18 protein-coding genes and 1 other RNA gene are annotated in these 20,103 nt (G+C 66.8%); 6 read left to right on the top strand and 13 right to left on the bottom strand.

Annotated elements, in window-relative coordinates; all coding sequences use genetic code 11:
* The first annotated feature begins 10 nt into the window (after positions 1-10).
* On the top strand, positions 11-778 hold the full coding sequence (gloB, locus tag HTY51_RS06090; protein WP_174251895.1) for a hydroxyacylglutathione hydrolase: 768 nt from the start codon (positions 11-13) through the stop codon (positions 776-778).
* Positions 775-2,226: a transglycosylase SLT domain-containing protein gene (locus HTY51_RS06085; RefSeq protein ID WP_174251894.1), complete on the top strand. Its 1,452-nt coding sequence runs from the start codon at positions 775-777 to the stop codon at positions 2,224-2,226. The genes gloB and HTY51_RS06085 overlap by 4 nt, the downstream gene beginning before the upstream one ends.
* Before the next feature lie 24 nt (positions 2,227-2,250).
* Here HTY51_RS06085 and HTY51_RS06080 read toward each other — a convergent pair whose 3' ends face one another.
* From HTY51_RS06080 to dnaX, 9 genes are all read right to left on the bottom strand, one after another.
* Complete coding sequence (locus HTY51_RS06080; protein WP_371733862.1) at positions 2,251-3,096, bottom strand: ABC transporter permease; 846 nt, start codon at positions 3,094-3,096, stop codon at positions 2,251-2,253.
* Position 3,097: 1 nt separating this feature from the next.
* Positions 3,098-3,919, bottom strand: coding sequence for an ABC transporter ATP-binding protein (locus HTY51_RS06075; protein WP_174251893.1), 822 nt, complete (start codon positions 3,917-3,919; stop codon positions 3,098-3,100).
* 13 nt (positions 3,920-3,932) lie between these two features.
* Positions 3,933-4,562, bottom strand: a complete 630-nt coding sequence (locus HTY51_RS06070) for a hypothetical protein (RefSeq protein ID WP_174251892.1) — start codon at positions 4,560-4,562, stop codon at positions 3,933-3,935.
* A 2-nt stretch (positions 4,563-4,564) separates the two neighbouring features.
* Positions 4,565-5,125 (bottom strand): hypothetical protein, encoded by a 561-nt coding sequence (locus tag HTY51_RS06065; RefSeq protein ID WP_174251891.1) that lies wholly within the window; start codon positions 5,123-5,125, stop codon positions 4,565-4,567.
* 149 nt (positions 5,126-5,274) lie between these two features.
* Positions 5,275-6,321 carry an ABC transporter substrate-binding protein gene (locus HTY51_RS06060; RefSeq protein ID WP_174251890.1) on the bottom strand — a complete coding sequence of 349 codons (1,047 nt, stop codon included), beginning with the start codon at positions 6,319-6,321 and terminating at the stop codon, positions 5,275-5,277.
* 136 nt (positions 6,322-6,457) lie between these two features.
* The gene (locus HTY51_RS06055; RefSeq protein WP_174251889.1) at positions 6,458-6,871 is read right to left on the bottom strand and encodes an MAPEG family protein; all 414 of its coding nucleotides are present in this window, start codon (positions 6,869-6,871) and stop codon (positions 6,458-6,460) included.
* A gap of 53 nt (positions 6,872-6,924) precedes the next feature.
* The gene (gene recR, locus HTY51_RS06050) at positions 6,925-7,515 is read right to left on the bottom strand and encodes a recombination mediator RecR (protein WP_174251888.1); all 591 of its coding nucleotides are present in this window, start codon (positions 7,513-7,515) and stop codon (positions 6,925-6,927) included.
* 3 nt (positions 7,516-7,518) lie between these two features.
* Entirely contained in the window at positions 7,519-7,851 is a 333-nt protein-coding gene (locus HTY51_RS06045; RefSeq protein ID WP_174251887.1) for a YbaB/EbfC family nucleoid-associated protein, read from the bottom strand.
* Between the two features lie 8 nt (positions 7,852-7,859).
* A complete protein-coding gene (gene dnaX, locus HTY51_RS06040; RefSeq protein ID WP_174251886.1) occupies positions 7,860-9,704 on the bottom strand; it encodes a DNA polymerase III subunit gamma/tau in 1,845 nt (614 codons plus the stop codon).
* 84 nt (positions 9,705-9,788) lie between these two features.
* On the opposite strand from dnaX, the gene ffs reads away from it, so the two are divergent.
* Positions 9,789-9,885, top strand: an RNA gene (gene ffs / locus HTY51_RS06035) — signal recognition particle sRNA small type.
* Positions 9,886-9,997: 112 nt separating this feature from the next.
* On the opposite strand, the gene HTY51_RS06030 is transcribed toward ffs, so the two are convergent.
* The 4 genes from HTY51_RS06030 to HTY51_RS06015 all read right to left on the bottom strand — a co-directional run bounded on the left by HTY51_RS06030 (position 9,998) and on the right by HTY51_RS06015 (position 17,836).
* On the bottom strand, positions 9,998-10,243 hold the full coding sequence (locus HTY51_RS06030; protein ID WP_174251885.1) for a hypothetical protein: 246 nt from the start codon (positions 10,241-10,243) through the stop codon (positions 9,998-10,000).
* A gap of 7 nt (positions 10,244-10,250) precedes the next feature.
* Positions 10,251-11,582: a TIGR03862 family flavoprotein gene (locus tag HTY51_RS06025; protein WP_174251884.1), complete on the bottom strand. Its 1,332-nt coding sequence runs from the start codon at positions 11,580-11,582 to the stop codon at positions 10,251-10,253.
* Between the two features lie 11 nt (positions 11,583-11,593).
* A complete protein-coding gene (locus HTY51_RS06020) occupies positions 11,594-14,827 on the bottom strand; it encodes an exodeoxyribonuclease V subunit beta (RefSeq protein WP_174251883.1) in 3,234 nt (1,077 codons plus the stop codon).
* 543 nt (positions 14,828-15,370) lie between these two features.
* Positions 15,371-17,836, bottom strand: coding sequence for a PD-(D/E)XK nuclease family protein (locus HTY51_RS06015; protein WP_174251882.1), 2,466 nt, complete (start codon positions 17,834-17,836; stop codon positions 15,371-15,373).
* Between the two features lie 104 nt (positions 17,837-17,940).
* Here HTY51_RS06015 and trxA point away from each other — a divergent pair, with 104 nt between their 5' ends.
* The 3 genes from trxA (at position 17,941) to HTY51_RS06000 (ending at position 20,082) form a co-directional block, all read left to right on the top strand.
* Complete coding sequence (gene trxA / locus HTY51_RS06010; protein ID WP_174251881.1) at positions 17,941-18,273, top strand: thioredoxin TrxA; 333 nt, start codon at positions 17,941-17,943, stop codon at positions 18,271-18,273.
* Positions 18,274-18,462: 189 nt separating this feature from the next.
* Positions 18,463-19,725 (top strand): transcription termination factor Rho, encoded by a 1,263-nt coding sequence (gene rho / locus HTY51_RS06005; protein WP_174251880.1) that lies wholly within the window; start codon positions 18,463-18,465, stop codon positions 19,723-19,725.
* A 99-nt stretch (positions 19,726-19,824) separates the two neighbouring features.
* Complete coding sequence (locus HTY51_RS06000) at positions 19,825-20,082, top strand: type B 50S ribosomal protein L31 (protein ID WP_057676441.1); 258 nt, start codon at positions 19,825-19,827, stop codon at positions 20,080-20,082.
* The last annotated feature ends 21 nt before the right edge of the window (positions 20,083-20,103 follow it).

Genomic DNA, 20,103 nt, shown 5'->3' with positions numbered 1-20,103 from the left:
TCCCTCATTCATGACACTGCTTCCATTGCCCGCCTTCGACGACAACTACATCTGGATGCTGCATGACGGGCGCCAGGCTCTGGTCGTCGACCCCGGTGATGAGCAACCGGTGTTGCAGGCGCTGCAGACCCTGGGCCTGCAACTCAAGGCGATTCTAGTCACCCACCACCATGCCGACCACGTCGGCGGCGTGGACGAGCTGCGCGCGGCCACCGGTGCCGTCGTCTACGGCCCGGCGGGCGAGCAGATGCCCGAGCCCTTGCAGCGCTTCCAGGACGGTGACACGCTGGACCTGCTGGGCCTGCACTTCACCGTGCTCGATGTGCCCGGCCACACCGCCGGCCACATCGCCTGGTACACATCAGATTGCGATGGCCAGCCCCTGCTGTTCTGCGGCGATACGCTGTTCTCCGGTGGCTGTGGCCGCCTGTTCGAAGGCACGCCGGCGCAGATGCTGGCCTCGCTGGACCGCCTGGCCGCCCTGCCCGGCAGCACACGCGTGTGCTGCGCCCATGAATACACGCTGGGCAACCTGCGTTTTGCGCGCGCCGTCGAACCCGACAACGCCGCACTGCAGGACTACAGCCGGCAGTGCGAAGCGCTGCGGGCACGCCAGCAGCCCACCCTGCCCTCGACCATCGCCGTCGAACGCGACATCAACCCCTTCCTGCGCTCGCGCCAGCCTGCTGTCACCCGTGCCGTTCTGGCCAGAGCGGCAGCCAGCGACGAGATCAGCATCTTCGCCGCCCTGCGCGAATGGAAAAACCAGTTCAAATGAAGCTTTTCAGTTACGCCGCCCTGGCCGGTCTGTTCCTTGCGCTGGGTGGTTGCGCCAGCATCGGCCCCGGCGACACCTCGGCCAACCCGGCCCAGGAAACGCCCCCCACCGCCGCCGTCAGTCCTGCGTACAGCCCGCCGCCGTCGCCCAGCCATCAGCCCGAATACCCGGCGGGTGCCCTGACGCCCATCGACTCGCAGGAGCCCGCACCCCGTCCGGTGGCGGCGATGACGGCGCCCACCGACCTGTGGGAGCGCATCCGCCGCGGTTTTGCCATGAGCGACCTGGAAAGCGAGCTCGTGCCGGGCCGCGAGCAGTGGTACGCCGCCCGCCCCGCGGAGCTGGAGAACATGGCCGAGCGCTCGCGCAAGTACCTGTTCCACATCGTCGAGGAACTGGAACTGCGTGGCCTGCCCACCGAGCTGGCCCTGCTGCCCTTCATCGAGAGCGCCTACAACCCGCAGGCCTACTCGCACGCCCGCGCCGCCGGCATGTGGCAATTCATCCCCAGCACCGGCAAGCTCTACCAGCTCAAGCAGAATGCGTTTCGCGACGACCGGCGCGATGTGCTCGCCTCCACCCAGGCCGCGCTGGACTACCTGGAGCGCCTGTACGGCATGTTCGGCGACTGGCATCTGGCGCTGGCCTCCTACAACTGGGGGGAAGGCAGCGTGGGACGCGCCATCGCCAAGAACCAGCGCAGCGGCAAAGGTACCAGCTACCTGGACCTGAAGATGCCCATGGAGACGCGCTACTACATCCCCAAGCTGCAGGCCATGAAGAACATCGTGGCCCGGCCGGACGCCTTCGGCGTCAAGCTCCCGGTGATCGAAAACCACCCTTACTTCGACAGCGTCACCATCACGCGTGACATCGACGTCGCGCTGGCCGCCAAGCTGGCCGAGGTGCCACTGGAAGACTTCAAGGCGCTCAACCCCTCGATGCACCGGCCGGTGATCCTGGCCGCGGGAACGCCGCAGATCCTGCTGCCCTGGGACAACGCCGCCATCTTCCAGCGCAACCTGGACGCCTACGCCGGTACACGCCTCTCCAGCTGGACGGTCTGGATCGCGCCCACCACCATGAAACCGGACGAAGCGGCCCGACGCGTGAAGATGAGCGAAGCCGACTTGCGCTACGTCAACCGCATCCCGCCGCGCATGCTGATCCGCGCCGGCTCCACCCTGCTGGTGCCACGCCCAGCCAGCCAGGTGCGCGACGTGACCGAGCGCATCGCCGACAACGGTCAACTGCATCTCGCGCGAGAGCAGACTGCGCGCACGGCCAGCGGAACACGCCGTACCGTGCTCAAGGTCGGCCGGCGCGGTGACACGGTGGCCAACATTGCCCAGCGCTACCGCCTGCCCGTCAGTGCCGTGGCCCGCTGGAACAAGGTCAGCGAGAAAGCCAGCTTCAAGCCCGGCGACAAGGTCGTGGTGTTCATGTAGGCCACCAGCCGCAGCCCAGGCCGCTCAGAGTTTCTGCGTCTCGCCTGCGCGCGGCTGCCACTTCATGAGGTGGCGCTCGATGCGCCCCACCAGGCCGTCGAGCAGGAGCGCAAATGCGGTCAGCACCACGATGCCGGCGAACACCGTGTTGACATCAAAGGTTCCCTCGGCCTGCAGGATCAGGTAACCCACCCCCCGCGCCGAACCCAGGTACTCGCCCACCACCGCCCCCACGAAAGCCAGGCCCACCGAGGTGTGCAGGCTGGAGAAGACCCAGGCCGTGGCACTGGGCAGGTAGACGGTGCGCAGCAACTGGCGCTGGTTGGCACCCAGCATGCGCGCATTGGCCAGCACCACCGGGCTGACCTCGCGCACGCCCTGGTAGACGTTGAAGAAGACGATGAAAAACACCAGGGTCACGGCCAGCGCCACCTTGCTCCAGATCCCCAGGCCGAACCACATGGCGAAGATGGGCGCCAGGATCACGCGCGGCATGGCATTGGCCGCCTTGATGTAGGGATCGAGGATGGCGCTGGCCAGGGGCGACAGCGCCAGCCACAGGCCGCAGGCCAGGCCCAGCACGGTGCCGATGCCGAAGGCCAGAAAGGTCTCCAGCAGCGTGGTGCCCAGGTGTCGGTAGATGTCGGCGTTGCCATTCAAGCCATCGGGGAAGAGCACATTTGGGGGCACAGCCCAGGGCAGGAACCAGGACCAGATGCGCCCGGCCACCTTGATGGGCTCCCCCAGGAAAAAGGCCAGTTGCGCATCGCTTGAGGCCAGCTGCCACAGGCCCAGGAACAGCAGCAGCACGCCCAACTGCCACAGGCGCAGGTTGCCGGCGTGGGGCTTGAAGCGTTGCCACACCGTCATCTCAGGCCGCTTTCTTCAATTGCTGCTGGTAGCCCTTGAGAACCTCCTCGCGCAACACGTTCCAGATCTGCGTGTGCAGCTCGATGAAACGTGGTGTCGCCCGCACCTCGGCCACATTGCGCGGACGGACCAGGTCGATGCTGAACTCGCCGATCGGCCGCGTGGCCGGCCCGGCCGACAGCACCACCACGCGGTCGCTCATGGCGATGGCTTCGTCCAGGTCGTGCGTGATGAACAGCACCGCCTTCTTCTTCGCGCTCCACAGCTCCAGCACCTCGTCCTCCATCAACTGGCGCGTCTGGATGTCCAGGGCGCTGAAGGGCTCGTCCATCAGGATGATGTCGGGGTCCAGCGCCAGGGTCTGGGCCAGCGCGGTGCGCTTGCGCATGCCGCCCGAGAGCTGGTGCGGGTATCGGTCGCCGAAACCGCCCAGTCCCACCCGGGCAAGCCAGTCCAGCGCCTGCGCGCGGGCCTCGGCGTCCGGCACTCCACGGTACTGCAGGCCCAGCATCACGTTGTCGAGCGCGCTGCGCCAGGGCAGCAGGGCCTCGGTCTGGAACATGTAGCCGGCGCGCCGGTTCAGGCCTTGCAAGGGCTGACCGAACACACGCACTTCGCCGGCACTGGGCGCCAGCAGACCGGCACCGACGTTGAGCAGGGTGGACTTGCCGCAGCCGGTGGGCCCGACCACGGAGACAAACTCACCGGCGGCCACGCGCAAGGTGGTGTCGGCCACGGCGGTATAGGACGGCCCGCCTGCTGCACCCGCAAAGGTGCAGCTGATGTCCAGCAACTCCAGCGCGTGGGGAGAACCTGGGGACATGCGATCCGGCGTCTCAGCGTCGGGCCACAGGAACGGCCAGGGACTTGCGCAGGCTCAGACCCGTGCCGAAGCGACGCTGGAATTCGGCGTTGGCGGCAGCGTGATCGTCGCGGACCACCACTTTGGTGGTGCCAAAGAATTCATCGCGGTGGTAGCGGATGGTGCCGATGTACACCGCCTTGTCGCCTGGCCGCACGTCGACCCGAAAAAGGCCTTGCAGGGGCGCAAGAGGGTCTTCCATGCGCGCATTGGGGGACTGGACCTTGATCTCGGCCTGCATCACGACCCAGGACTTCAGGATGTAGAAAGGCCGGGCCGGATGATGGACAAAGAAATTCTGGCCCAGGGGCGCGTTGATGCGCTGTTTCATGTCACCCAGGCCCAGGCGGTCCATCTCGCGCGGCTCCTCGTCCACGATCACCAGGGCCAGGCGCTCGTACTCCGCATAACGTTTGCTCAGCTTCTGCTCCCCGGCTTTGAGGGGGGGATCGAGTTCGATGCGGCCGACCAGCACGACGTCACCGGAAGGCAGATCGGCCAGCTTCTCGACCGGCTGGATGCGGCTGGTCGGCACGCAAGCCGTCAGCAGCAGGGCGGCGACGCCGGCCCAGGCCAGGCGGTACACAGATGACATGCGGTTCATGCTCATTTCCTGCCCAGCTCCGCGATGCGGTTGCGCAGGCGGGCCTCCCACTGCGTGCCCTTGACCCAGTCCTCTTTCTGCAGGCGCTGCAGCAACTCGACCTCAGAAGGCGAATTGACCCGCTCGATGGCGAACTTGCCCGCCTCGAACATGCCGGTCTTGACCTTGGCATACCGGTAGGCCCCCATGAAGTAGATGCCGGGTTTCTGGATCCGCACGGCGGTCTGGTTGCGGCCGTAGGTCGGGAAGCTGTAGACGTTGTTGCCCGCAAAAAAGCCCGAGCCTTCGAGGGAGGCCATCTGGTACGAACCCGGCGGCAGGTAGGGCTGGCTCAGCAACTGGCCGTCCTTGGCCACGTTCATGTGCCAGTACCCCGGTTCCCCCTGGGGCTTGAGGCTGGCGCCATCGATCTTGGTGGGCGCCTCGGACATGTCGACGTAGGCGAAGACCAGTGAATTGCCCGGGTCGTTGATATCGCGCTCCGGTCCGATGGAGCCGGACCCGCAAGCGACGAGACATGCAGCTGATGCAAGCAAAAACAGGCGCCGAACACGTTCGACCATGGAAATCCCCCTGCTGACGGTAGATGCACAGACAGGGCAACGGCGACCGTCAATCACACGCCTGCGCCCCACCGAAAAACCCGTGAACGATATACCAGAAAACACCGGCCGGGAAACACGCCTGCGCCCGGCCGTGGGCTGCGACCAGTTCAGGCCTTGAACCTGGCCTTGGCCTGGGCGGCGAACTGGTTGGTCCAGGTCCTGGACAGGTCGATCTTGTCGGCCTTGAGCGTGGCGTCGAAGCTGGCCAGCGCACGCAGCGCCGTCCTGCCGCCTTCTTCGGGGAAAACACCGTCGAGGGCGATGGCCTCGCGCACCTTCTCGAAGGAGGCCAGGTAGAGCCCGCGGTCACCCAGCAGATAGGCCTCGGGCACGGTCTTGATGATGTCGCTGGGGCCGGCCGTCTGCAGCCACTTGAGCGCATGCACCATGGCATTGGTCAGGGCCTGGGCGGTGTTCGGGTGCTTCTGCAGGAAAGCCATCGGCGCATACAGGCAGCCCGCCGGCATGGGGCCGCCAAAGACCGCCCGTGTGCCCTTGAGCGTGCGCGTGTCCACGACGATGCGCACATCCCCCTTCTGCTCCAGCATGGTCATGACCGGGTCGATGTTGCTCATGGCATCGATCTGTCCCGAGCGCAGTGCCGCCAGTGCCCCGGCCGAAGTTCCCACGCCGATGAAACTCACGTCGCTCGCCTTGAGGCCGGCACGCGAAAGCACCAGGTTGGCCATCATGTTGGTGGACGATCCCGGCGCCGTCACGCCGATCTTCTTGCCACGCAGATCGGCCACCGACTTGTAGTTGGGCAGGGTCTTGGTCGACACGCCCAACGCGATCTGGGGCGCGCGCCCCTGCAGCACGAAGGCCTGGAACATCTGGCCCTTGTTCTGCAGGTTGATGGTGTGCTCGTAGGCACCGCTGACCACGTCGGCCGAGCCGCCCACCACGGCCTGCAGCGCGCGTGCGCCCCCCGAGAAGTCGCTGATCTCGACCTCCAGGCCCTCGGCCTTGAAGTAGCCCAGCTGCTCGGCGATGGTCAGCGGCAGGTAATAAAAGGAGGCCTTGCCACCAACGGCGATGGCCACCTTGTTTTTTTCCAGGGGGCCCTGGGCCCGCAGGGCCGGTGCGGCCAGCGAGGAGGCCGCCAGGGCGGCGGCGGCCGTGAACTGACGGCGGTTGATGTGATGTGTGCTCATTTTGATGACTCCCGGAACTCGAACAGGTTTCTTGGTGTTCCCAGCCTATCAAGACGCAAAAAAACCCGCATCGGGAAACATCCCGAGCGGGTTTACACCTAAAAAGAAAAACCGGGCAGCGCCGCCGCCCTGCAACTCAGCGATAACCCAGGAAAAGGATGGCCACGTTGACGGCCAGACCCACGGCCCAGACCACGGAACGCACCGTGCCCATGCCCGCGACGTAGGCCATGATGTAGAACAGGCGCAGGAAGACGAAGAGAAAGGCCAGCACGTCCAGCCGCGCCTGGTGGGCGCCCAGCTGGTGGGCGATGATGACCGCCCCGATGAAAAGGGGCAGCGCCTCGAAGCTGTTCTGCTGCGCTGCATGCGCACGGGCCCGCCAGTCGGTCTGCTTCGCCAGCCAGGCCCGCGGGTTGTCGTTGTCGTAACCGCCTTCGCGCCGGGGCTTGCCCACCATGCCGGACTTGGCGATCCAGGCACAGACGATGGGCAGCAGCGCGGCGATCAGGACACACCAGTAGGCCAGGGTGAAGCGGGCAAAAGTCATGATGTTTTTGTCGGAAGGGGATGGGTCGCAGGGCTTTCGAAATCTGCGGCGGATTATCGCCGGTCCACCAGGGCATGGGCGATGGTGCCCAGGTCCACGTACTCCAGTTCGCTGCCGATGGGTACACCGCGTGCCAGCCGCGTGAAGGCCACACCGCGCACCTTGAGCGCCTCGGCGATCACGTGCGCCGTGGTCTCGCCCTCGGCCGTGAAGTTGGTGGCCAGGATGACCTCGCGCACCGAGCCGTCGCTGGCACGCTCGAACAGCTGCTTCAGCCCGATGTCGCGCGGACCGATGCCGTCGAGCGGACTGAGCTTGCCCATGAGCACGTAGTACAGGCCCTTGTAGGCCCCGGTGCGCTCCAGCGCCATCTGGTCGGCCGGTGTCTCCACCACACAGAGCTTGCTGGCGTCGCGTGCCGGGTCCAGGCAGGTCGGGCAGACCTCGGCCTCGCTGAAGGTATGGCAACGCGTGCAGTGGCGCACGCTGCTGGCCGCCTCCTGCAAGGCCCGCGAGAGGAGCTGCGCGCCCTCGCGGTCATGCTGCAGCAGGTGAAAGGCCATGCGCGAGGCCGACTTCACGCCCACGCCCGGCAACCGGCGCAGGGCCTGGATCAGCGCGTCGAGGGAGTGGGCGTCGGACACGAATCAGAAGGGGAATTTCATGCCGCCCGGCAATCCGGGCATCCCTGCCGTGAGTTTGCCCATCTTCTCCTGGCTGGTTTCCTCGGCCTTGCGCACCGCTGCGTTGAAGGCCGCGGCCACCAGGTCTTCCAGCATGTCCTTGTCCTCGGCCAGCAGGCTGGGATCGATGGTGATGCGCTTGACGTCGTGCTTGCAGGTCATGACCACCTTGACCAGGCCGGCGCCCGACTCACCCGTGACTTCGATGAAGGCCAGTTCGTCCTGCGCCTTCTTGAGGTTGTCCTGCATGGCCTGGGCCTGTTTCATGAGGCCGGCGAGTTGTCCTTTGTTGAACATGGTGTTCCTTATTTCGGTTGACTATTCGGTTCGATGGGCTTGATGCTGCCGGGCACGATTTTCGCGCCGAAGTCGCGCATCATGGCCTGCACAAAGGGGTCTTCCTGGATGAGCTTTTCCGCTGCCAGCTGCTTCTCTTCCGCGATGGCGGCATTGCGCCGGGCCGGGCTGTCGCCCACGCGGCCGATCTCCACGGCCAGGGTCACGGCATGCCCGGCGGCCTGCAGGGCCGCCTGCAGGCGTTCACGGCTGGAAGCCGAGTTGAGTGACTCGCGTTCCACACGCAGCAGCCACTGGTCGGCATCGCGCGCCACCAGCTGTGATTGCAAGGCCAGTTCGCGCACCAGGGCCGTCACGGCCTCGCTGGCCACGAGGCCGCGCACCACCTGGTGCCAGTAGCCCCCCTCCTCGGTCGGCACCAGGGGCGCACCGGGCGCGGGCAGGTCGGCGCGCGATTCGGGGGCCACCCGCACGGGCACGGCCACCACCTGGGCGGACTGCATGGCGGTCACAGGCTTGGCAGGCTGCGCGGGATGTTCGTCATCCGCCACGGACAGCACCTGGCCCGGCGGCGTGGCGCCGGCTGGGCGGGCGGCGGGTGCTGCGATGGGACGTGCTGCCACCGGCGGTGTCGGCGCAGCAGACAGCGGCCTGGGCGCGGCGGCCTGCGCTGCCGCCATCACGGGCTGGGGCCGCGCGGCGGCCTCAGGCGTTTTCAGTGTTTTTTTTTCAGCCGTTCCGCCAGGCGGCAGCGCGCCGGGCTTGAAGGCCAGCAGGCGCAGCAGCACCATGGTCAACGCGGCATATTCGTCGGGCGCCAGGCCCAGTTCGCCGCGTCCGTGCAGGCACAGGCTGTAGAGCAGCTGTGTCTCGTCGGCCGGCAGCAAGGCGGCCAGGCGCGCGGTCTCGGCCGCCTCGGGATCGGATTCATCGGCACTGTCGGGCACAGCCTGCAGCACGGCCATGCGCTGCAGCACCACACTCATCTCCTCCAGCGTGGAGGCGGCACTCAGGCCGTTGACGCGCAGCGTCTCCGAGGTTTCCACCACGGACTTGCCATCGCCCTGCGCCAGGGCATCGATGAGCTTGAAGACGTGCGAGCGGTCCACGCTGCCCAGCATCTGGCGCACCGTGTCGACCTGCAGCTGGCCCGAGCCGAAGGCAATGGCCTGGTCGGTCAGGGAGAGCGCATCGCGCATGGAGCCACGCGCCGCGCGCGCGATCAGGCGAAGCGCCGCCGGCTCGGCATGCACGTTCTCGGCGGCCAGCACCTTGACCAGATGCTCCAGCACGGTCTCGGGTGCCATGGGCCGCAGGTTGAACTGCAGGCAGCGCGACAGCACCGTGACCGGCACTTTCTGCGGGTCGGTCGTGGCCAGCACGAACTTGAGGTACTCGGGCGGCTCTTCCAGCGTCTTGAGCATGGCGTTGAAAGCCGTGTTCGAGAGCATGTGGACTTCGTCGATCATGAAGACCTTGAAGCGGCCCTGCACCGGCTTGTAGACCGCCTGCTCCAGCAGGGCCTGGACCTCGTCCACACCGCGGTTGGAGGCGGCGTCGAGCTCGGTGTAGTCCACGAAACGACCTGAATCGATGTCGGTACAGGCCTGGCAGACGCCGCAGGGCTGGTCGGTGATGCCGCCTGAGCCGTCCGGGCCCACGCAGTTGAGCGACTTGGCCAGGATGCGCGAGACCGTGGTCTTGCCCACGCCACGCGTGCCGGTGAACAGGTAGGCATGGTGCAGGCGTCCCGTCTGCAACGCATTGCCCAGCGCCCGCACCACGTGCTCCTGCCCCACCATTTCGGTGAAGCTTTTCGGCCGGTATTTGCGCGCGAGCACGAGATAGGACATGCGCTGGATTCTACGTGTGGGCCGTGCCGATTTTTCTGGACTGGCGGCCTTTAAGTTCGGCCCCCAGCCCTTACAATACAAAGCGACGGGCCTTCCCGCATGGTGAAGCGGCCAACCGGGTCAGGTGGGGAACCAAGCAGCCCTAACTGTGGAGCCAGTGCCGGGGTCGAGGTCCGTCACCTCATTCAGAGGGAACCCCATGTTGATGAGGGTTTCCCGCACATTGGACCGATGGGTCGTCCGATTTCTGTCACCTGGAAGTCTTCCCTGCAGGTGACGCAGAAATTCCCGGCCTACGTGATCTTGAAGACGGTCCGGATCTTCCTGCCCCCCGCCTTCTCCTCGTAGGCTGCCCACTGCTTGATGCCTTTCACCAGCACGGCCGCACTGACATCCTTCACGGGTGACTTCGCCTTGAGCCGGCTGGTCACCCAGTCCTGGACATGGGGCAGGGTCGGCCCCTGCTCACCCGTGGGGATCAGCAGTTCCTTGCCGGCCACCACACCGGCCGAGGTCACCTTGATTTCGTTGGCGGGCATGGTCGTCCTAAGTTGAACGTGGGGAGGCCAGGTAACGCCGCACGCCCTCGCCCGCCTTCCTGCCGCTGGCCAGACAGGCCGTGAGCAGGTAACCGCCGGTGGGCGCCTCCCAGTCCAGCATCTCGCCCGCGCAGAACAGACCCGGCAGGGCCTCGCACATCAGGTGTTCGTCCAGCACCTCGAACAGCACGCCACCGGCACTGCTGATGGCCTCGTCGATGGGGCGAGCGGCCACCAGCTGCAGCGGCAAGGCCTTGAGGGCAGCCGCGAGCTTGTGGCTGTCGTGCATGTCCTCCTTGCCCAGCAGCTCGTGCAAGACGGCCGCCTTGATGCCCTCGATGCCCAGCCGGCTCTTGAGGTGGCTGGAGAGCGACCGCGAACCGCGCGGGTGCATCACCTCGGCCAGCACGCGTTCGGCCGTCATGTCGGGCAGCAGGTCCAGCGTCAGCGTGGCGTGGCCGCTGCGGATGATCTCCTCGCGCAGCAGGCTGGAGGCGGCGTAGATCAGGCTGCCTTCCACGCCGGTGGCCGTGGCGACGAACTCGCCCTTGCGCTGGAAGGTCTGACCCTGCGTGTTCCTGAAGGAAATGGACACCGTCTTGAAGGGCTGGCCCGCATACCGGCTGGCAAAAAATTCGCTCCAGCCTGCGGGGACGGGCACCGCCTGCACGGGCAGCACCTGCCCCTGGGGCGGCAGCTCACGCTGCACGCTCACGTCGAAACCGCAATTCGCCGGCAAAAGCGGCGCCACCGCCACACCACGCGCGGCCAGCAGGGGCACCCAGGCGCCGTTCGAGCCCAGCCGGGCCCAGCTGCCACCGCCCAGGGCCAGCACCACGGCATCGGCCTGCACGGCCACGTCTCCCTCGGGCGATTCGAAGCGCAAGGTACGGCCATCGTCGGCCCAGCCGATCCAGCGGTGCCGCATGTGGAAAACCACCCCCGGCCCGCCTTGGGACGGATGGCGCAGGCGCTGCAGCCAGGCGCGCAGCAGGGGCGCGGCCTTCATGTCCTTGGGGAACACGCGGCCCGAGCTGCCGACGAAAGTTTCGATACCCAGCCCCTGCGCCCACTCGCGCAGCTGCAAGGCACCGAAACTGCCCAGCAGGCCCTCGATCTGCGTGCGGCGTGTGCCATAACGCTCGGCAAAACGGTCGACCGGCTCGGAGTGCGTGAGGTTCAAACCGCCCTTGCCGGCCAGCAGGAACTTGCGCCCGACCGAGGGCATGGCATCGAAGAGGTCCACGGCCAGACCCGCCTCGACCAGGACCTCGGCCGCCATCAGGCCGGCCGGGCCGCCACCGATCACCACCACGCGTTTTTTCTGTTCTGTTGTCATTCGTTCTCTTGTCATTCAATCTCTTCCAGGGTGCCCAAGGCGCTCAGGAACGCCGCCCGCACCGTCTCGCCCGGGCTGGCCGCCTGCACCGCCAGGCGGTAATCACGCAGTTGCGACTGCAAGTCCTCGCGGCCCTGCGGCTGCGCTGCCGACTTGTAGTCCAGCACCCACCAGCTGCCATCCTTGCGCTGCACCAGGCGGTCGATGCGGCGCACGTTGCCCTGCAGGGTCACCGGTACCTCGTTGCCCTGCCAGAACAGCTCGGCAGAACGCCAGGCCCAGGCGCCCTCGCCTTGCAGGATGCGCCGCGCCATGGACGCGGCCCGGCGGGCCTCCTCAGTATTGAGCAGGAACTCTGCCATGACCCGCTCCACCTGGCCCGGGTCCACATCCCGGGCATCGAGCACGGCCCATTCGAGCAGGCGGTGCATGGCCGAGCCGACGCGCGCCTCGGGACTGTCGTCGACCTCGGCGGCCGGCACACGGGGCGCTTCGAAATACACGTCGGGCAGCACGGACAGGGTGATGGCCGTGTCTTCGACATGGGGCGTCCCGCCCGTCACGGCCAGCGCCTCCACAGGCAGGGCGGTGCAGCCCGGCAACAGTCGCTGCCACCAGCTGCGGCCGCTGTCCCGATGCGGCGCCACGGACGACAGCACCAGACCCCGCCGGGCGCGCGTCAGCGCGACATACAGGGCATTGAGCTCTTCACGCTGACGCTCACCTTCTTCCCGCGCCAGGGCAGTCCGCACGCTGGCCGGCACCCTGCTTTCGCTGGCGAGAAATACAAAACCCTGCGGCACTTCGGCTTCCCCCGGCCAGTCGAGCAGCACGCCCATGGTCTCGGCCGGCGGCGGCGGCGCATCGGTGTCCAGCAACAGCACCAGCTCGGCCTCCAGGCCCTTGGCGCCATGCACGGTCAGCAACTGCACGGCCTGCGGCGCCGCCATCTGCGGCGCCGGCACCCCGCCCGCGCGCAAGGCGCGGACCAAGGCGTAGGGCGTGGCGTAACGTCCGCCATCGATCTGCAGTGCCGCGTTCAGCAGGGCCAGCAGGCTGGCACGCACCCCGGCGCGCAGCGTCGCCGGTGCCGCCGCGACAAAACGGGCCAGCACGTCGCCGTCCTCGAAAATGGCGTGCAGGGCATCGTGCGGCGGCAGGCTGGCCACCCACTGCTGCCAGCGTAACAGCCGCACCCCCACGCCTTCGAGCTCGGACGACCAACCCTCTTGTTGCAGCAATTCGAACCAGGGCCGGCGTTGTGTCCGCTGGCGCAAGGCGATTTCGACCAGGGCCACATCCCCCAGGCTGAACAGCGGTGACCTGAGCGCACGGGCCAGCGAGAGGTCATGCGCAGGCGAGACCAGTACATCCAGCAGGGCCACCAGGCCCTGCACCTCGGGCGCTGCACCCAGATCGGTTTTCAAGGGCTGCAGGGCCGGGATGCCCAGGGTGCGCAATTCGGCCTCCATGGCGCTGAGGCGGTCGCGCTTGCGGGCCAGCACCATGATGTCCTGCGGCAACACACCGGCCCCGATCTGCGTGGCGATCCAGCGCGCCGCCTGGCGGCATTCGAGTTCACGCAGTGTGTCTTCCAGGGTGTGGCGCGGGGTCACGAGGCTGTCGCGCCACTCGGTGGCCGCCTCTTTTTTATCCTTCTCGGGCCGCAGGATCACGGGCAGGGCCAGCACGACACCGGCCTGGTCCGACTCGGTGCTGTGCGCGCGGAAGTCCTCGTACTCGCCGGCCTCGCGCGCCTGGCCCAGAGTGGTGTTGACCAGGTCCAGCACGGCGGGGGCATTGCGCCGGGTGTGGTCGCAGCTCAGCAGTTCACCGCCCAGTTCACGCACAAAGGACTGCGCGGCCTTGAAGACCTGGGGCTCGGCGCGGCGGAAACGGTAGATGCTCTGCTTGGGGTCGCCCACGATGAAAAGCCGGGGCGCCTCGGCGCCGCCGCCGCTGCCCGCGTAGCCGCCGAGCCAGGCATGCAGGGCCTGCCATTGCAGGGGGTTGGTGTCCTGGAACTCGTCGATCAGCAGGTGGCGCGTGCGCGCGTCCAGCCGCTCCTGGATCCAGCCACTGAGCTCGGCATCCTTGAGCAGGTACAGCGCCGAACGCTCCACATCGCTCATGTCCACCCAGCCGCGCTCGCGCTTGAGGGCGGCGTACTCCTGAATCAGGATCCGGCTCAGCCTTGTGAGGCGCTGCTGGTACAGCCAGGCCTCGTGCTGCTGCTGGGCCGCACAGAGGCGCTGCAGTTCGGGCTCGGCCTCCTGCGCCGCGCCCACTTTCAGCAGATGCTGCGTCAGGCGGTCTTCATCCTTGACAAAAAAGCCGGCTCGCAGGGTCTGCAGGGCCTCGTCCAACTGCTCAGGACTCGCCGCGGCATCCAGCAAGGCATAGGCATCGACCACCGCTGCCGCGGCCTTTTGCGGCGTCTTGTTCTTCTCCTGTCCCAGAAGGCTGGCGCGCGTCAGCCAACGTTCGCGCACAACCGCCTGCAGCAGCCATTGCGCCGGTGTGTCGAGGCCGCCAAATTCAATGTACAGCTCACCCGCCGGTGGCACCGACGCCGCGGGCACCCCGGCCGCATCGGCCAGCGTGAACTCCACCCGCCGCTGCAAGGCCCCCTCCAGCGCCTTCTCGGTCTGGCTGCGGCCGTGGGTGGCGACCAGGGCCTCGTAGTCGGCCCGTGCCTCGGGCTCACGCAGCAAGCGGGCCTGGAAGGGACGCCAGACCTGGGCGATGGCCGGCGCATCCTGCTCCAGCAGGTCGTAGGCCGCCGGCAAGCCGAGCTGGTCGAGCACCGACAGCGGCGCGTTGCGCAACAGGGCCGCGAACCAGCTGTGAAAGGTGCGGATCTGCACCGTGCGGCCCTGGCCCAGCAGTTGCCGGTGCAAACCGCGCAGAGGCTCGATCAGCGCAGGAATGCGCCTGGCATCGACGCCGCGGATGCGCAGTTCTTCCTGCAGCTCTTCATCACTCCCGTGAGCGAATTGTTCGAGCCATTCCATCAGGCGCTGGCGCATCTCGCCCGCGGCCTTTTTGGTGAAGGTGATGGCCAGGATCTCCTGCGGCGCCGCACCTTCGAGCAGGGCCCGCAGGATGCGCGAGACCAGCATCCAGGTCTTGCCGGCGCCGGCACAGGCTTCGACCGCGACGTGACGGTTCGGGTCGCAGGCGATTTTGTAGAAGTCTTCTCTGACGACTGAGGTGCCGTTGTGTTCGTAGGCGGGTTGGCTCATTTTGTGTTGCCTCCCGCAGGGGTGATTCTTCCCCCCCCTATCCCCCCCGCCCCAAAGCACGCGCTTTGCGCGTGCGGGGCGTATCCCCACCCATTGGTGCGCAACGGCAGTGCCGTTGCTTGGCACCCCCGCCGGGGCGGGAAGGGGAGCCCGATTTTGTTTCGTCGCGCCGGCCACGCTCCTACAACGCCAGCGCCGCGGCCTGCATCTTCACGCCGAGACTTCAAGGCGACGGTCGTAGTCAAGGGCTCGATCGCTGGCGCACAGCGACCAGCCCTTGGTGTGCCAAGCACTTCATGTTTACTACGACCGTTGGCCTGGAGTGCAGGCGAGCAAGAAGCGGTGGCGACCTTGGCGTCATAGAAGCGTATCCAGAAACCAGAAGCCAAATCCGGCTCCCCCTTCCCGCCCCGGCGGGGGTGCCAAGCAACGGCACTGCCGTTGCGCACCAATGGGTGGGGATACGCCCCGCACGCGCGACCGCGCGTGCTCAGGGGCGGGGGGGATAGGGGGGGGTTACAAAACTGCGCAAGCAATCAACCTTCATGACCCACCACCCCAAAAATCCTTACGACACAAACCACGCGCCGCACAAGTCTCACAAACCTTGCCTTCACCAAGCGCCGGCAAAACCGCGCCTGCAGCAATGCGTCCCAGCTCACCAAGCAAGCCCTCAATCAAGGCATCCCGCACCGCCACCACATCCTCCTGCTCATAAGTGCGACAACCCTCACGCTCACCCACATTGACATAGGCCGCACGCAAGGTGTCCTCCGACCGCAGGGCCGCATAAAACGCCAGTTGTGTGTCCTCCAGGGGCTCGCCGATACGCCCGCGTGTGACCTGCTGGGGCTCGGTCTTGTAGTCGATCAGCAGGCTCACGCCGCCCTGCCCCTGGTCGATGCGGTCGATGCGGCCGAAAAGCGTCAACGAGCCCAGCGGCTGCTCGGCATCGCTTTCGCCATCGACATAGGACCAGCCATCGAGCTCGTGTCCGGCCAGCCAGTCCAGGTAGCCCTCGCGCATGCGGGGCCAGGCCGCCTGGTAGGGCAGGAACTCGTCCTCGGCCAGGCGCTGGGCCTGCGCTTCCTCGGTGGCCGCGGCATCGAGCCAGAGGCGGCGCTGCGCCCGGTCGGCACCCGACCGGTCCAGTTCAGCATGGAACCGCTGCAGCACGCCGTGCAGCCAGAGACCGAAGTCGCGCTTGTCGAGCTCACCCTCGATCTCCTCGGCTTCGCGCAATCCCAGCAGGCGCAGGCCGAAATAACGGTAGGGGCAGTGGCGCAAGTCCTGGTAGGCGCTGGCCGAGATCCGGCTCAGAGCCAGCCCGGCAGCAGCCGGTGCGGGTTGATGCACGGGCGCAGCGCTCAGCGTGCGCGTCATCAGCGGGTCTGCGGCGGGCAGCGTGCTTTCCTGCCCGGCCTGCGCCAGCTGGACCAGCGGGCTTGCGAGCAGAGGCTCGCCGCCGTCGTCGCTGCGCCGCCAGAGCACATCCACTTGGGGTCGCGACAAGGCGTCGTGCCAGGCTGCACGCAGGGCGGCCTCCAGCGCCTCGCGCACAGGCAGGCCCAGCGCGGCACGCTGCGCCGCCGTCCACAAGCCACCCGGGTCGGGCGAGGTCGGCAGGCGCTGCTCATCGCAGCCGGGCAGGACCACGGCCGCAAATTCACGTCCCAGCATCTGTGCCAGCGGCAACAGCACCACCTGCTCCTGCGCCGGGTACTCGGGCTTGAAGCTCGCGGACTCCAGCACCTGGTCCACCCAGCGCGTGAAATCGCTCAGGCCCAGGCGGCGGCGCGCCCAGGGCGCCTCCGCGGGCAAGGCCGCGACGGCGTCCAGCCGCAAGGCGACCAGCACCCCGGCGCCGGCCAGGTCATCCTGCAGCAGCGCCCACTGCCCCGTAGCCTGCAGCAAATCACGCAAGACCGGCAGCCACTGGGCCAGGGTGCGCGTGCCCTGCAGCGGTGCGCGCCAGGCTTCGATGCGCTGCAGCAGTTCGGGCAGGGCCGAGGGCGCGCGTACGTCCAGCGTGTCCGGCACATGGCGCCAGGCCCGCTGGGGCCGGCGGCGCAGCGCGGCTTCGAGTTCACGCAGCGCCTGCGTTTCACAGGCCGGCGCATGCTTGAGCCAGTCCAGCACCAGGTCGCTGCTCGCGTTCCAGGCTGCGGCGCGCAAGGCGCCCATGAGCTGCGCGCCGGCACGGCTGGTGGAGAGCTTCCAGCCCGTCTCGTCACGCATCTGCACACCATGGCTCGCCAGCATGGCGCGCACGCGGCGTGTGAGCGCACGGTCGATCACGGCAACGGCCACAGGGGTACGGCCGGCTTCGAGATGACGCAGCACACAGGCCGCCGCACGCAGCGCCTCGTCCGGCGCGTCCTCGGCCTCATGAAAGGCCAGCAACGGTGCCGTCGTCTGGCTGACCGCCAGATCCAGGACCAGCAGGCGCTCGCCCCAGACCGGCAACAGGCCCGCCGGCAAGGGATCGGGCTGCAAGCCCGGCACCACGATGAGGGCGTCCACGGATTCGATCACACGCGATGAAAAAAGCACATCACTGGGATAGGAAGAATTGGCAGCCCAGGCCACCGCCACCTGGGCCACGCGCGCTTCGAGCGCCAGCGCGTCAGCCTCCAGCCCCGTCAAGGCGGCCGCACGTGCACGCTGCCCCCAGGCAGCGCGCTGCGGGGGCGGCACGGCCGCAGCCAGCGACGCCAGTTCGCGCGCCGAGTCCAGCAGGAGCGGCGTGGCCACCTCGGCCTGCTCGCGCAGACCGCTCTGCTCCAGCAGGGCATGCGCCGTGAGCACGTCGAGTGCGGGATCGAAGCTGAGGTCAGTGGGCGCCGGGCTGTGCCCGCCCAGGCTGCGGCACCAGTTCTGCGTGGTCTCGAAACGCGGCGCGAAGCCGTCGGGGTGCAGTCGGGCCCACAGGCGCGTTGCCTGCGGCATGAGCTGGGCATAGGGCAGCAGGACCACGGTGCGCGCCGGATGCGCGCCACGCGCACGCATGTGCGAACTGATGCCGGAAAGCCACTGCTGCCAACGGAATTCCGTGGTTTCTGTCACAATCCCGCAACTGTAGCCGCATTGCCTCATAGACCAAGGAGCCCTCAATGGCCAGCGACCTGATCAAGCATGTTTCCGACGCGTCCTTCGAAAGCGACGTCCTCAAATCCAGCCAACCCGTGCTGGTCGACTACTGGGCCGAGTGGTGCGGCCCCTGCAAGATGATCGCCCCCGTGCTGGACGAAGTGGCCGGCACCTACCAGGGCAAGCTGCAGGTCGCCAAGATGAACGTGGACGAGAACCGGGACATCCCGGCCAAGTTCGGCATCCGCGGCATTCCCACGCTGATGATCTTCAAGGGTGGCCAGCTCGCCGCCACCAAGGTCGGCGCCATGAGCAAGGCCCAGCTGACCGCCTTCATCGACCAGCAACTGGCCTGAAGCCGCCCAACCCGCGCTCAACAGGGGCCGCCGACGCAATACTGCGCGGCGGCCCTTTTTCCTGTCATAATCACCAGCAATCGCCGGTTCCGTCCTGAACCGGTTCGAGTTCCCGGCTGGCAAGACCCCGGCGTCTGCTCAGTCCCACCTCCCCCCGATCGATAGCCACTCCCCACTGGGGCTCCATCCATGCACTTAAACGAACTCAAGGTACTGCACGTCTCTGAAATCCTCAAGCAGGCCGAAGAGCTTGAGATCGAGAACACCGGCCGCATGCGCAAGCAGGAGCTGATGTTCGCCATCATCAAGAAGCGCGCCAAGACCGGTGAACAGGTGTTTGCCGACGGTGTGCTGGAAATCCTGCCCGACGGTTTCGGTTTCCTGCGCAGCCCGGATTCGAGCTACACCGCCAGCACCGACGACATCTACATCAGTCCCAGCCAGGTGCGCCGTTTCAACCTGCACACCGGCGACATGATCGAAGGCGAAGTCCGCACCCCCAAGGACGGCGAACGCTACTTTGCCCTGAACAAGCTGGAGAAGGTCAACGGCGGCTCGCCCGAGACCAACAAGCACAAGGTGATGTTCGAGAACCTGACGCCGCTGTTCCCCAAGGTGCAGATGAAGCTGGAACAGGACATCAAGGGCGAGGAAAACATCACCGGCCGTGTCATCGACATCATCGCCCCCATCGGCAAGGGCCAGCGCGCCCTGATCGTGGCGCAGCCCAAGAGCGGCAAGACCGTGATGATGCAGCACATCGCGCACGCCATCTCGGCCAACTACCCCGACAGCTACCTGATGGTGCTGCTGATCGACGAGCGTCCGGAAGAAGTGACCGAGATGCAGCGCACCGTCAAGGGCGAGGTGATTGCCTCCACCTTCGACGAACCCGCCGCCCGCCACGTGCACGTGGCCGAGATGGTGATCGAGCGGGCCAAGCGCCTGGTCGAGCTGAAGAAGGACGTGGTGATCCTGTTGGACTCCATCACCCGCCTGGCCCGGGCCTACAACAACGTCGTGCCCTCCTCCGGCAAGGTGCTGACCGGTGGTGTGGACGCCAACGCCCTGCAACGCCCCAAGCGTTTCCTGGGCGCGGCGCGCAACGTGGAAGAAGGCGGCTCGCTGACCATCATCGCCACGGCCCTGGTCGATACCGGCAGCCGCATGGACGAAGTGATCTTTGAAGAATTCAAGGGCACGGGCAACAGCGAAATCCACCTGGACCGCCGCCTTTACGAAAAGCGCGTGTTCCCCTCCATCCAGCTCAACCGCAGCGGCACCCGCCGCGAAGAGCTGCTGCTGCAGCCCGAAATCCTGCAGAAAACCCGCATCCTGCGCCAGTTCCTCTACAACATGGACGAGATCGAATCCATGGAAATGGTGCTCAAGCAGATGCGCGCCACTAAGAACAACAACGAGTTCTTCGACATGATGCGCCGCGGCGGCTGATCAGATTGCGCAAGTCCTTGATTTGCTTGTATAATTCTCGTTTTTCGCGGAAAGTAGTCTGGATGGTCCAGGCCGGCTCCCGCACCTAGAGGAAGAATCATGAAAGAAGGCATCCACCCGAACTACCGCGAAGTCTGCTTCGTGGACCTGTCCAACGGTTTCAAGTTCGTGACCCGTTCCTGCGCCAACGCCAAGGAAATGATCAAGATGGAAGACGGCCGCGAACTGCCGCTCTTCAAGCTGGACACCTCCAGCGAGTCGCACCCCTTCTACACCGGCACCCAGAAGTCGGTGGACAACATGGGCGGCCGCGTGGAGAAATTCCGCAACCGCTTCGGCAAGACCGCCGCCAAGTAATCTGGCCGCTGTTTTCCAGCC

It is taken from the genome of Rhodoferax sp. BAB1 (assembly GCF_013334205.1).
Classification (GTDB): Bacteria; Pseudomonadota; Gammaproteobacteria; order Burkholderiales; family Burkholderiaceae_C; genus Hylemonella.
This window is presented reverse-complemented; position numbering and strand designations above follow the sequence as displayed.